The organism is Burkholderia cenocepacia (assembly GCF_014211915.1).
In the GTDB taxonomy this organism is placed as follows: Bacteria; Pseudomonadota; Gammaproteobacteria; order Burkholderiales; family Burkholderiaceae; genus Burkholderia; species Burkholderia orbicola.
Map to the genome: position 1 here is coordinate 2,939,274 of NZ_CP060039.1, position 13,478 is coordinate 2,952,751.

Annotated in this window: 9 protein-coding genes; 1 reads left to right on the forward strand and 8 read right to left on the reverse strand. The window is 67.4% G+C overall.

What is annotated here, in order from left to right; translation table 11 throughout:
* Positions 1-74: 74 nt before the first annotated feature.
* The 3 genes from ntrC to glnA form a co-directional block, all read right to left on the reverse strand.
* Positions 75-1,586, reverse strand: coding sequence for a nitrogen regulation protein NR(I) (ntrC, locus tag SY91_RS13935; RefSeq protein ID WP_023477459.1), 1,512 nt, complete (start codon positions 1,584-1,586; stop codon positions 75-77).
* A gap of 37 nt (positions 1,587-1,623) precedes the next feature.
* A complete protein-coding gene (gene glnL, locus SY91_RS13940; RefSeq protein ID WP_006478366.1) occupies positions 1,624-2,766 on the reverse strand; it encodes a nitrogen regulation protein NR(II) in 1,143 nt (380 codons plus the stop codon).
* Positions 2,767-2,927: 161 nt separating this feature from the next.
* Positions 2,928-4,343 carry a type I glutamate--ammonia ligase gene (glnA, locus tag SY91_RS13945; RefSeq protein WP_011549441.1) on the reverse strand — a complete coding sequence of 472 codons (1,416 nt, stop codon included), beginning with the start codon at positions 4,341-4,343 and terminating at the stop codon, positions 2,928-2,930.
* A gap of 407 nt (positions 4,344-4,750) precedes the next feature.
* Between glnA and SY91_RS13950 the strand changes: the two genes are divergently transcribed.
* Positions 4,751-5,215: a rhodanese-like domain-containing protein gene (locus tag SY91_RS13950; protein WP_023477462.1), complete on the forward strand. Its 465-nt coding sequence runs from the start codon at positions 4,751-4,753 to the stop codon at positions 5,213-5,215.
* A gap of 116 nt (positions 5,216-5,331) precedes the next feature.
* Here SY91_RS13950 and SY91_RS13955 read toward each other — a convergent pair whose 3' ends face one another.
* The 5 genes from SY91_RS13955 to hrpA all read right to left on the reverse strand — a co-directional run bounded on the left by SY91_RS13955 (position 5,332) and on the right by hrpA (position 13,466).
* Positions 5,332-6,147: a competence/damage-inducible protein A gene (locus SY91_RS13955; RefSeq protein ID WP_006478363.1), complete on the reverse strand. Its 816-nt coding sequence runs from the start codon at positions 6,145-6,147 to the stop codon at positions 5,332-5,334.
* Complete coding sequence (locus tag SY91_RS13960) at positions 6,144-6,971, reverse strand: EI24 domain-containing protein (protein WP_006478362.1); 828 nt, start codon at positions 6,969-6,971, stop codon at positions 6,144-6,146. Before SY91_RS13960 ends, SY91_RS13955 begins: the two co-directional genes overlap by 4 nt.
* 125 nt (positions 6,972-7,096) lie before the next feature.
* Positions 7,097-8,071 carry a sterol desaturase family protein gene (locus SY91_RS13965; RefSeq protein WP_023477463.1) on the reverse strand — a complete coding sequence of 325 codons (975 nt, stop codon included), beginning with the start codon at positions 8,069-8,071 and terminating at the stop codon, positions 7,097-7,099.
* A gap of 16 nt (positions 8,072-8,087) precedes the next feature.
* On the reverse strand, positions 8,088-9,077 hold the full coding sequence (locus SY91_RS13970; RefSeq protein WP_023477464.1) for a beta-propeller fold lactonase family protein: 990 nt from the start codon (positions 9,075-9,077) through the stop codon (positions 8,088-8,090).
* 180 nt (positions 9,078-9,257) lie between these two features.
* Positions 9,258-13,466, reverse strand: a complete 4,209-nt coding sequence (gene hrpA / locus SY91_RS13975; RefSeq protein WP_124591789.1) for an ATP-dependent RNA helicase HrpA — start codon at positions 13,464-13,466, stop codon at positions 9,258-9,260.
* Between the last annotated feature and the right edge of the window lie 12 nt (positions 13,467-13,478).

The following is a 13,478-nucleotide window of genomic DNA, read 5'->3' on the forward strand; positions in this document are numbered from 1 at the left end:
ATGGCAAGCTGCATGCAAACCGCGATTATGTCCGATCGCGGCATGCGCGGGCCCGCGCATGCCGCGAATCGTGCTCAGGGTTCCAGATGGAGTTCCTGGATCTTGCGCGTGATCGTGTTGCGGCCGATGCCGAGCCGCTCCGCGGCCTCGACCTTGCGACCGCGCGTGAAGTCGAGCGCCTCGCGGATCACGGCGGCTTCGAAGCGGCGTGCGAGTTCGTCCATCACGTCGGCCGAGTTCTCGCGCAACAGCCGCGCGACTTCGGTGCGCAGCCCGTGCTCCCACAACGGGTAGCCGGCCGGCGCGCTGCCGTTCGCCGCGCTCGCGACGGGCGCGGCCGTCGGCGCTGCACCGATCGCGGCAGGCGCCGCTGCGTGACCGCCGCTGCCGTGCGCGTCCGCGCCGTCGCCCGTCGCGACGACCGGCGCACCGGCCGGCACGAGGTCGGGCGGCAGATCCTTGATCTCGACCGTCTGCGCGGGCGCCATCACGGTCAGCCAGTTCGCGAGATTCTCGAGCTGCCGCACGTTGCCGGGAAACGGCAGCGACGTCAGGTACGCGAGCGCGTCGTCGGACACGCGCTTCGGCTCGACGCCGAGATCGCGCGCGCTCTTCTGCAGGAAGTGACGCGTGAGCAGCGCGATGTCCTCGCTGCGTTCGCGCAGCGGCGGCAGACGCAGCCGGATCACGTTGAGCCGGTGATAAAGATCCTCGCGGAACAGCCCCTGCCGCACGCGCGACTCGAGATTCTGGTGCGTCGCGGCGATCACGCGCACGTTCGCGCGCAGCGGGTTGTGGCCGCCCACGCGGTAGAACTGCCCGTCCGACAGCACGCGCAACAGGCGCGTCTGCAGATCGAACGGCATGTCGCCGATTTCGTCGAGGAACAGCGTGCCGTTCTCGGCCTGCTCGAAGCGGCCCTGCCGCGTCGTCTGCGCGCCGGTGAACGCGCCGCGCTCGTGGCCGAACAGTTCGGATTCCAGCAGATCCTTCGGAATCGCCGCCGTGTTCAGCGCGATGAACGGTCCGTTCGCACGCGGGCTGTGACGGTGCAGCGCCCGCGCGACGAGCTCCTTGCCGGTGCCCGACTCGCCGGTGATCAGCACGGTCGCGGCCGAATGCGACAAGCGGCCGATCGCGCGGAACATGTCCTGCATCGCCGGCGCCTGGCCGAGCATCTCGGGCGCCTCGGCCACGCGCTCGTCCTGCGGCGCGCCGCCGCGCAGGCTTTCTTCCACCGCGCGGCGGATCAGCTCGACCGCCTTGTCGACGTCGAACGGCTTCGCGAGGTATTCGAACGCGCCGCCCTGGAACGCCGCGACGGCGCTGTCGAGATCGGAGAACGCCGTCATGATGATGACGGGCAGGCCCGGCAGCCGCTCGTGCATCGCCTGCAGCAACTCGAGGCCCGAGCCGCCCGGCATCCGGATGTCGGACACGAGCACCTGCGGCGTCTCGTGGTCGAGCGCGGCCAGCGCATCGCGCACGTTCGCGAAGCTCTTCGTCGCGAAGCTGTCCCGGGCGAGTGCCTTTTCAAGCACCCAGCGGATCGATTGGTCGTCGTCTACTATCCAGATCGGCTTCATAGGTCGGTCAGGTATGGGTGAATCGCAATGCTGCCGCTCAATGGTCGAGCGGCAGCAGAATCTGAAATTCGGTACGTCCGGGCCGGCTTTCGACCTCGATCATCCCGTCGTGCTGCTGCACGAACGTCTGCGCGAGCGTGAGGCCGAGGCCGCTGCCGTCGTCGCGTCCGGACACGAGCGGATAGAAGATCCGGTCGCGGATCTCTTCCGGAATGCCGGGCCCGTTGTCGACCACGTGCAAGTCCAGTGCCAGCTTGTACAGGCGCTTCGCGATCGTGATCTTGCGCGCGATGCGCGTGCGCAGCTCGATCTTCGCGTCGCCCTGCGCGATCCGCTCGCGCAGCGCCTGCGCGGCGTTGCGAACGATGTTGAGCAGCGCCTGGATCAACTGCTCCTTGTCGCCGCGCAGGTCGGGCACGCTCACGTCGTAATCGCGCTCGATCGTGAGCCCGCGCGGAAATTCCGCGAGCATCACCGCGCGCACGCGTTCGCACACTTCATGAATGTTCACGTCGCCGACGATGTGCGGATGCCGGTGCGGCTCCAACAGCCGGTCGACGAGCGTCTGCAGGCGATCGGATTCCTTGATGATCACCTGCGTGTATTCGCGCAACTCGCCGCGCTCGCGCTCGCCCAGTTCGAATTCGAGCAGCTGGGCTGCGCCGCGAATGCCGCCGAGCGGGTTCTTGATCTCGTGCGCGAGGTTGCGGATCAGTTGCTTGTTGACCGCGGTCAGGTCGTGGATGCGCTCTTCCCGATCGGTGCGCGACTGCCGTTCGTTCTCGAACAGCTCGACGAGCACGAAATCGGGCGCGCTCTCGAGGAAGCCGACGATCGCATGCACGTGCAGCGGTTCGCGGCCGGGCCGGTCGAGCACGGTATCGAGGTGCGTCGCGTGAAAGCGTTCCTGGCCGATCGCGGTGATCGTCGACGCAAGCTCGTTCGCGTTCGGGAAAATCTCGCCCCACGGCCGCTGCGCGAGCTGCCGCCGCGAGATGTCGAGCATCGCCTCCGCGGACGGGTTCGCGAACGCGACCCGCAGCGTCTTGCGGTCGAGCACGATCACGACCGTCGGCAGCGCTTCGAGCCCCGCCAGCAGACCCGAGCGCGCGAGCCGCTCGTCGTCCGTCAGTCGTTCGGGTTGCCCCGTTTTCGCCTTGATCAGATTCTTCAGAACCATCTGCGTGCTTGTCGCGCCTCACCGGGCCAGAAAATGAAAATCGTCGGAACAAAAAAGGGACGGCCGGACGCCGTCCCCTTTCAGACTCCGCCGTTCCCGCCGCCAGCCGCGCGACGGGAACGAACCGGCATGACGGCGCTGAATCGAAGCGCCATCGCCGATTAGAGCGAGTAGTACATCTCGAACTCGATCGGGTGCGTCGTCATGCGGAACTTCGCCAGCTCCTGCTCCTTCAGCGCGAGGTACGCGTCGAGCATGCTGTCCGTGAACACGCCGCCACGGGTCAGGAACTCGCGATCCTTGTCGAGCGCTTCCAGTGCCTGGTCGAGGCCTGCGCAGACGGTCGGGATCTTTGCATCCTCTTCCGGCGGCAGGTCGTACAGGTTCTTGTCGGCTGCTTCGCCCGGATGGATCTTGTTCTGGATCCCGTCGAGGCCGGCCATCATCAGCGCCGAGAACAACAGGTACGGGTTCGCCATCGGGTCCGGGAAGCGCGTTTCGATACGGCGGCCCTTCGGGTTCGACACGTGCGGAATGCGGATCGATGCCGAACGGTTGCGTGCCGAGTAGGCGAGCTTGACCGGTGCTTCGAAGTGCGGGACCAGACGCTTGTACGAGTTCGTCGTCGGGTTCGTGATCGCGTTCAGCGCACGGGCGTGCTTGATGATGCCGCCGATGTAGAACAGCGCCAGTTCCGACAGGCCGGCGTAGCCGTTGCCCGCGAACAGGTTCTGGCCGTCCTTCCAGATCGACTGGTGAACGTGCATGCCCGAACCGTTGTCGCCGACGACCGGCTTCGGCATGAACGTCGCCGTCTTGCCGTACGAGTGCGCGACGTTATGGATGATGTACTTCGACCATTGCGTCCAGTCGGCGCGCTGAACCAGCGTCGAGAACTTCGTGCCGATTTCGTTCTGGCCCTGGCCCGCCACTTCGTGGTGGTGCACTTCGACCGGGATGCCGAGCTGCTCGAGCAGCAGGCACATTTCCGAACGCATGTCCTGGAACGTGTCGACCGGCGCGACCGGGAAGTAGCCGCCCTTCGTGCCCGGACGGTGGCCGGTGTTGCCGCCTTCGAATTCCTTGCCGGCCGACCACGGTGCTTCTTCCGAGTTGATCTTCACGAAGCAGCCCGACATGTCCGTGTTCCACTGGACCGAGTCGAAAATGAAGAATTCCGGTTCCGGACCGAAGTACGCCGTGTCGCCGATACCCGTGCTCTTCAGGTAGGCTTCCGCGCGCTTCGCGAGCGAACGCGGGTCGCGCTCGTAGCCCTTGCCGTCGGCCGGCTCGACCACGTCGCAGGTCAGCACGAGGGTCGACTCTTCGTAGAACGGGTCGACGAAGGCAGCGGTCGGGTCCGGCATGAGCAGCATGTCCGACGCCTCGATGCCCTTCCAGCCCGCGATCGACGAACCGTCGAATGCATGGCCGCTTTCGAACTTGTCTTCGTCAAACGCCGAAACCGGCACCGACACGTGCTGTTCCTTGCCGCGCGTATCCGTGAAGCGGAAATCGACAAACTTGACGTCCTCGTCCTTCACGAGCTGCATGACGTCGGCGACGGTTTTACTCATAACCTCTTCTCCTGATTGAACAATTCCGGCGGACTGGGAAACCGCCTCGTTTATCGAGCTGATCGGGGTCTTGCTTTGGCGCAGCGCGCCCCGATTCGACCGAATTCTATATAGCAGCTTCCGTGCCACCTTCATGCAGGATCGGCGCGAATCGCGTCAGGGCTCGCCACGACAGGGCTGCGCTGCGCGATTCCGGGGCTTTACCCGCCGTCGGCCCCGCCCCGAAAGCACCGACGTGGTGCAACCATCGAGCCCCGTCGCTTCGAGCGAGTTATTTTGGTGCATTCACGCCATTCTGCACTCTTTTGGTGAGCGCGTGTACGGCCCATGCACCGTGTCGCAGGCGGACGTCCATGCCGCGACGTCGCGCTAGAATGATCGTTTGACCGATACGGAGACTCCCTGCCATGAGTACGCTGGACCAGCTTTACGCGAAGGCCGACGAACGCCGCGCACAAGGCGCGCTCAACTATGCCGGCGCGCTGCTGCCCGTTGAAGCATTCGAACTGCTGCAGCTCGACCCGTCGGCGCGCCTCGTCGACGTGCGCACCCGCGCCGAGCTCGACTGGATCGGCCGCCCGCTCGTCGGCGACGGCCAGTACCTGCACCTCGAATGGACGCGTTACCCGGGCGGCGTGCCGAACGCCGAATTCGTCAACGAACTGAAGGCGGCCCTCCCGGCCGATACGCCCATGCTGTTCCTGTGCCGCAGCGCCGCGCGCTCGAAGCTCGCCGCGGTCGCGTCCGCGCAGGCCGGCTTCACGAAGGCGTTCGACCTGCTCGAAGGCTTCGAAGGCGCGAAGGACGCCGAAGGCCACCGCAAGACGGTCGACGGCTGGTGCTTCCGCAAACTGCCGTGGATCGGCGCCTGAGCGCGCGCCGCTCACGCCGGCTGCGACGACCTCATCGTCGAGCCGGGCGATGACATGCCGATGACGGGCCGCGTTGCGCGGCCCGTTGCTTTTGACAAGGCGGCGTGGCAGGCCGCTCAGGCGCGCGGCGTATCGGGCTCGACGACGTCGCCGCCGAGCAGGTGCACGCCTTCGCGCAGCTTCACGAACGCGGCCGCGACCGCTTCCGGCTCGCCCTTCACGCCGAGATCGATGTGACGGCGCGCATAGATGCCCCCGCGCTCCGCGTCGCCGACGCTCGGCAGGCTGAACACGCGCACACCGGGGAAATCGCGCTCGATCTTCTCCATCAACGGCGTGAGCGTCGATTCCGGCAGCTCGAACACGTACAGCGAGCGCTCGGCATGCGGCGTCGCGTGATGCAGGTGCGCGTACTTCGTATCGAGCACCCATTCGATCATCGGCCACGCCATCACCGGGAAGCCCGGCACGAAATGCAGATCGCCGACCGAGAAGCCGGGAATCCGGTTGTAGCCGTTCGGGATGATCGTCGCGCCCGCCGGGAACACGCCCATGTTGAAGCGATGCTGGTTCTCCGGGGAATCGAAATCGACCGGCGCGGCCGGATCGGTATGCGTTTCGCGAATGCGCTCCGAAATCAACGCCTTCGCCTCCGGATGCAGCTCGAGCGGCACGCCGAGCGCGGCGGCCGCGCACTGGCGCGTATGGTCGTCCGGCGTCGCGCCGATCCCGCCCGTCGAGAACACGATGTCGCCCGACGCGATCGCGCGTGCGAGCGTCGCGGTGATACGCGCCGGATCGTCGCCGACGTATTCGGCCCAGTCGAGCGCGAGGCCGCGCGCGCCGAGCAGCTCGATGATCTTCGCCAGATGCTTGTCCTGCCGACGGCCCGAAAGGATTTCGTCGCCGATGATGATGATGCCGATGCTCATGCCTGCCCCATGTCGATTGCGGTGGCGCGCGCACTCGCGCGCAGGTCCTCCAGCGCGCGCAGGCAGTAGTGCCCGAACCACAGCGCCGAGAAGACGAGGATGAAAGCGTAAACCCAGATCATGGCGGCCGCGACGAACGGAAACAGCACCATCATCCAGACCGACGAGACCCACACGAAGGTCGGCACGGTGCCGAGCAGCCCGGTCGCGACGCCGATGCCGATCAGCGGCCAGCGGTGCCGGCGCACCAGCGCGCGGCGCTCGTCGCGGCTCGCGTGCAGCGCGAGCGCGTCGTAGGTCATCACGCGGTACGTGAGCCAGCCCCAGATCACCGGCGGCAGCAGCGCGAAGAACGGCGGAATCAGCCACAGCGGGATCGTGACGACGAGCAGCACGACGCCGACGATCGCCGCGCCGAGCGAATTGACCACGCTGCCGAAGAAGGTGCCGCCCCGCTTCGCTTCGAGTGCCGCGAACTGGCGATTCGACAGGTGCTTGATCACGACCGGCATCGAGATCGTCGCGATCAGCAGCAGCACGGTCAGCACGATCAGCGGGATCGCGAGCGACACGACCACGAACGGCGCGACGACCGCATGCAGTTGCGACATGCCGATCGCGTCGAATGCGCGGTACAGCATGGCCGTCAGCACGAAGCCGTCGAGCGCGCCGCGCGCGAGGTCCAGCAGCGTCTGCCACGAGAACCACAGCACGGCGCCCCACAGCAGCGCCGACACGACGAACGGCATCAGGGTGAGCCACAGCATGCGCGGGTGCAGCGCGCTGGCGAGCGCCCGGACGAAGGAACGCAGCAAGTCGTTCATGCGAGCCTATGGAATCTGGATTGACGGAGAAAAACGGGGAAAGGATAAACCACGCGGCCCGCATGCGCCAAAGCGCATGCGGGCCGCGTGGAAGGGTCGTTCAACGGGAGAACGGCCGGAGGGGATCAGGCCGACGCCGCGCCGCGCTTGGCGGGGAACAGGCGCCGGAAGATCCGCACGAACGCCAGGCCGTGCTGCGACCAGAAGCCGTCGCCATAGGACACGCCCTCGACCTGCTCGCGGATGCCGGTCGGCTCGACCGTGCGGCTCCACGACGCGGTGCCGAACATCATGTCCCACCACGGGAACAGCACGCCGAAGTTGCAGCCGTACTTGGTGCCTTCGTGGCCGTAGCCGACCGCATGGTGGCGGCGGTGGAAGATCGGGCTGACGAGCAGGCGCTCGCCGAGCCAGCCGAACGACAGCCGCGCATTCGTATGCTGGATGCTCTGCACGAAGTTCGTGACCGCGGTGAGCACGACGAACTGCGACGGCGTCACGCCGATCACGAGCGCGATCGCCGCGAAGAAGCACGACTGCAGCACGTCGTCGAGCAGGTGGTTGCGGTCGTCGCACCACAGCGACATCTGGCGCTGGCTGTGATGGACCGCGTGCAGCTCCCACCAGACGCCGAACTTGTGTTGCCAGCGGTGATACCAGTAGCCGGCGAAATCGAGCACGACGAGGTAGATCGCGAACGCGACGATCGGCTGCGAGGTCACGCCCGGCCACAGATAGTCGAGGTTGACGTTCGCGACACCGTGCAGGCGCAGCCACGCCTGGAAGTTGTCGAACACCGGCTGCAGCGCGAAGAAGAAGAACAGCGTGTAGATGCCGAGCTTCGAGATCGCCGTGTAGATCACGTCGACCCGCACCGCGCGGCGGTTCTTCCAGCGCTCGACCGGCAGCAGCGCCTCGAGCGGGCGCAGCAGCGCGAACATCAGCACCATCTGCAGCGCGCCGATGATCACCCAGTACAGCGCGTCGTAGGTGTCCTCGTCATAGTCCATCAGGTTGAACTTGAAGAGGAGCGGCTGCACGACGTCGACGTACAGCCAGGTCTGGATGTCCGACACGAACGCATCGATCAGGTGCAGCATCGTTCGCCTCCGCCCGTCACGCGCCGTTCGCCGCTCTCCACGGCGCGCGGTCGTAGAAGTAGATGCCGTGCGGCGAGCGGCCGACGGCGATCGTCTGCACCAGCTTGCGCGAGGCCAGGTCGATGATCCCGACCTTCTTCGCGAAACGGAACGTCACCCACAGCGTCTTCTTGTCGGCGGACAGCTCCATGTCGTCGGGGCCCGGCAACAGGCCCGTGATGTCGCCGACGTTGGTGAGCGTGTTCTCGTCGATGATGCTGATCGTGTTCGCGACGCGGTTCGTCACCGCGACGTGCGTGCCGTCGGCGAGCGAGCGGAAGTTGTGCGCGCCCTTGCCCGTGTAGATCTGCTTGACGACCTTCTGGTTGCGCCAGTCGACGACCGCGACATAATCCGCGCCGGTCATCCCGACGAGCAGGAACTTGTCGTCCGGCGTGAGCCACAGGCCGGCCGGCACCTTGCCGACCTTCATCTTCCATTTGACCGTCTGCGTGGGCAGGTCGATCGCCGCGATCTCGCCGGACACCTGCAGCGACACGAGCAGCGTCTTGCTGTCCTTCGTGAACGCGAGGTGGCTCGGCATCACCGCGAGCGGCACGCGCTTCACGAGCTTCAGGTCGCGGCCGTCGTAGCCGTAGATGTCGACGCGGTCGAGCCGCAGGCCGGCCGCCGCGAACCACTTGCGATCGGGCGAGAAACCGAGCTGGTAAGGATCGTCGATCCCTTCGACGGTGCGCTGCAGCGTGCCCGTCTTCGGATCGAGGAACATCAGGCTGTTCGAGACCGAATTTGCGACGATCAGCGACGCGTTGTCGGGCGTCGCCATCAAATGGTGCGGTTCCTTGCCGGTCGGCATCGTGGAAACGACTTCGCGGGTCTGCTGGTCGATCAGGGAAAGCGTCGCTTCGGCCGAGTTGAGAACGATCACGTTATTCGCGTGGGCGGCGGGCGCCAGGACGGCGGCGGCCAGCGCGAGCGTGCGGCCGAGGGAAAGGAAAGTGCGCATGAAGACTCACGTCGTGGAACAGCAGTCATTGTAGAACGTTCGGCGGGCCCCGCCGGTTGACCCAGGCCGGCATTGCGCCGCTTCGACGCACGCCCCGCCTGCCGGACGAGCCGCCGCGGCAGGCGCCGTGCGGCCGACCGGGGCCGGCCGCCGAGGCCGGCCCGGCCCATCGAAGTTGCGCTAGCGCTGCATCGACTCCCAGACCTTGTGCAGACGCTTGACAGAGACCGGCATTGGCGTGCGCAGTTCCTGCGCGAACAGCGAAATTCGCAGTTCCTCGAGCAGCCAGCGGAATTCCGCGAGCCGCGCATCGGCGACGCCGCCGCGCTGCGACACCGCGCGCTGGTACTGCTGGGCGAGCGGCAGCAGGTCGGCCGACTGCTTCGCGTCGCGCGCCGGATCGGCCTTCAGCTTGTCGATCCGCAGCGCGATGCCCTTCAGGTAGCGCGGGAAGTGCGCAAGCTGCGCGTAAGGCGTGTCGATCACGAAACGCTTGCCGACCAGCGCGCCCAGTTGCTGCTGCAGATCCGCATGGGCCTGCGCGAACGGCTTCGCCTGCGCGAGCTTCTTCACGAGGCCCGCGTATTCGGCCAGGATCTGCCCGACGAGCCGCGCGATTTCCTGCGCGAGCAGGTTCAGGCGGCTGCGGCCCTCGTCGCGGCGCGCGTGGAAGCTCGCGTCGTCGTCGGGCAGCGGGTCCTGCAGGCACGCGCGGTCGAGCGCCGTATCGATCAGCTGGTCGCGCAGCTCGTCCTGCGTGCCGAGCGACATGTACTGCATCGCCATCTCGCGCAGGCCCGGCAGGTTCTTTTCGAGGAACTTGATCGGCTCCTTCAGCTGCAGCGCGAACAGCCGCCGCAAGCCGGCCCGGTGGATGCGCGCGGCCTCCTCCGGCGAATCGAACACCTCGACGTCGCAATGCGTGCCGCGGTCGACGAGCGCCGGATAGCCGTACAGCGTCTGGCCGCGCCGGCGGATTTCCAGCAGCTCGGGCAGCTTGCCGAAATTCCACGTCGTCAGGTTCTCGTACAGCGCGGTCGCGCCGGTTTCCGCCGCGGTGGCCGTCTGCGGCGCCGCGCCCTTGCCCGGCTTGCCGCCCTTCGCCGCCGAACCCGGCGCGGCAGCGGGCGCCGGCGTATCGCCTGCGTCGCCCGCGCCGGCATCGGCGCCGCCGGTCGCGATCGTCGACGCCGCCGCGATCTTCTGGAACTGCTGCTGCGCCTGCGCGCCCAGTTCCTGGCGAAGCTGCGCGAGATTGCGCCCCATCGCGAGCTGGCGGCCGTGCTCGTCGATCACCTTGAAGTTCATGAACAGGTGCGCGGGCAACGTCTCGAGCTTGAAGTCGGCCGTTTTCATCGCGACCTGCGTCTCGCCGCGCACGTCGGCGATCAGCGCCTCGACGAGCCCGCCCGCACCGAAGCGCTCGCGGCCCATCCGCTCGACGAAGCCGGCCGCGTACTCGGGCAGCGGCACGCAGTGCCGGCGCAGCTTCTGCGGCAGCGACTTCAGGAGCAACTGCACCTTTTCCTTCAGCATCCCCGGCACGAGCCACTCGCAACGGCGCGCGTCGACCTGGTTCAGCGCGAAGAGCGGCACCGCGAGCGTCACGCCGTCGCGCGGCGTGCCCGGCTCGAAGTGATACGTGAGCGCCATCTCGACGCCGGCCATCGTCGCGCGCTTCGGAAACAGGTCGGTCGTGACGCCGGCCGCCTCGTGGCGCATCAGGTCGTCGCGCGACAGGTACAGCAGCCGCTGCTTGTCCTCCGCCTGGCCGCCCTTCTTCACCTCGTCGCGATACCAGCGCTCGAACGCGGCGCCCGTGTGGATGCCTTCGGGAATCGCCTGGTCGTAGTACGCGTAGATCAGTTCGTCGTCGACCAGCACGTCCTGGCGGCGCGACTTGTGTTCGAGCTGCTCGATGTCGGCGAGCAGCTTGCGGTTGTGCGCGAAGAACGGCAGCTTCGTGTCGAATTCGCCTTCGACCAGCGCACCACGGATGAACAGCTCGCGGGCGCGCGCCGGGTCCTGCTTGCCGAACGCGACGCGCCGCCGGTGGTAGATCGGCAGCCCGTACAGCGTCGCGCGCTCGAATGCGCTGACCTGCGCCGGACGCTTTTCCCAGTGCGGCTCCGACAACGATTTCTTCAACAGGTGCGCGCCGATCTTCTCGACCCACTCAGGCTCGATCTTCGCGAGGCAGCGCGCGTACAGCCGGCTCGTCTCGACCAGTTCGGCCGCCATCACCCAGCGGCCGGCCTTCTTCGCGAGCGCGGAGCCCGGCCACAGGTAGAACTTGATGCCACGCGCGCCGAGGTAATGCGGATCGTCGTCGGCCTTCATCCCGAGGTTGCCGAGCAGGCCCGTCAGCAGGGCCAGATGAATCTGTTCGTAGGTGGCCTCGACTTCGTTGAGTCGCCAGCCGTGCTCGCGCACGACCGTCAGCAGCTGTGAATGGACGTCGCGCCATTCGCGCAGCCGCAGGTGCGACAGGAAGTTCTGCCGGCATGCGTCGATCAGTTGGCGATTCGATTTCTTGTGCGCGACGGCCTCTTCGAACCACGCCCAGATCTTCAGCCACTGCAGGAATTCGGAGCGCTCGTCGGCGAACCGGCGGTGCGCCTGGTCGGCCTGCTCCTGCGCCTCGATCGGGCGGTCGCGCGGGTCCTGCACGGACAACGCGCTCGCGATGATCAGCACCTCGCGCAGCGATTGCTGGTCGCGCGCGGCGAGAATCATCCGGCCGACGCGCGGATCGAGCGGCAGCCGCGCCAACTCGCGGCCGAGCGGCGTCAGCGCGTTGTCGTCGTCGACCGCGCCGAGTTCGTTGAGCAACTGGTAGCCGTCCGCGATCGCGCGGCCGGGCGGCGGTTCGAGGAACGGGAACGATTCGATCGCCGTCAGGTGCAGCGATTTCATCCGCAGAATCACCGACGCGAGCGACGAGCGCAGGATTTCCGGGTCGGTGAAGCGTGCGCGCGCCTGGTAGTCGCTTTCCTCGTACAAGCGGATGCAGACGCCATCGGCCACGCGGCCGCAGCGGCCCGCACGCTGGTTCGCGGCCGCCTGCGAGATCGACTCGACCTGCAGTTGCTCGACCTTGTTTCGGTACGAATAGCGCTTCACGCGCGCGAGGCCGGTGTCGACCACGTAGCGGATGCCCGGCACCGTCAGCGAGGTTTCGGCCACGTTGGTCGCGAGCACGATCCGGCGCGCGTTCGACGCCTTGAACACCTTGTCCTGGTCGGCCGCCGACAGCCGCGCGAACAGCGGCAGGATCTCGGTGTGCGGCGGATGGTGCTTGCGCAGCGCCTCGGCCGCCTCGCGGATCTCGCGCTCGCCGGGCAGGAACACCAGCACGTCGCCGGGGCCTTCGCGGCACAGCTCGTCGACCGCGTCGACGATCGCGTCCATCAGGTCGCGCTCGGCCTCGCGCGCGGTCTTCACGCGATCGCGGCCGCCGGTGCCTTCGGCGTTCTTCACCGCCGGGCGATCCTCGGCCACCGGGCGGTAGCGCATCTCGACCGGATACAGCCGCCCGCTCACCTCGATCACGGGCGCCGGACGTTCGTCGGTGCCGAAATGGCGCGCGAAACGGTCGGCGTCGATCGTCGCGGACGTGACGATCAGTTTCAGGTCCGGCCGCCGCGGCAGGATTTCCTTCAGGTAGCCGAGCAGGAAGTCGATGTTCAGGCTGCGCTCGTGCGCCTCGTCGATGATCAGCGTGTCGTACGCCTTCAGCAGCGGATCGGTCTGCGTCTCGGCGAGCAGGATGCCGTCCGTCATCAGCTTGACGGACGCGCCCGGCGCGAGGTTGTCGGTGAAGCGCACCTTGTAGCCGACCACCTCGCCGAACGGCGTGCCGAGTTCCTCGGCGATGCGGCGGCCGGTCGACGATGCGGCCAGGCGTCGCGGCTGCGTATGGCCGATCAGGCCCGTGCCGCCGGCGCCGAGGCCGCGGCCGAGATCGAGACAGATCTTCGGCAACTGCGTGGTCTTGCCCGAGCCGGTTTCGCCGCAGACGATGACAACCTGATGACCGGCGATCGCGCGCGCGATTTCGTCGCGCTTGCCCGACACGGGCAGGCTTTCGGGGTACGTGATCGGCGGGACGGGATTCGGTGCCACCGCGGCACGCGGCGCACGTTCGCGGCGCGGGGCCCGCTCGCCGGTTGTCTGCGGCGCGCCCTTCACGGCCGGCTGGCGCGCGTCGCCGCGCCGTTCGTCATTGCGCGGCCCGCGCGGTGCGGGTGCCGGCTTGCCCGCCGGCGTGCCCTGCTGCTGGCGCGGCGGCTGGCCCTGCTGCTCGCGCGCATCGGCCGCACCATCCGGGTGCTTCGCCGACGGCGTATTGGCCCGCGTCGGCGCGGGACTTTTAGAAACATTCGACATGGGGGCGCATTA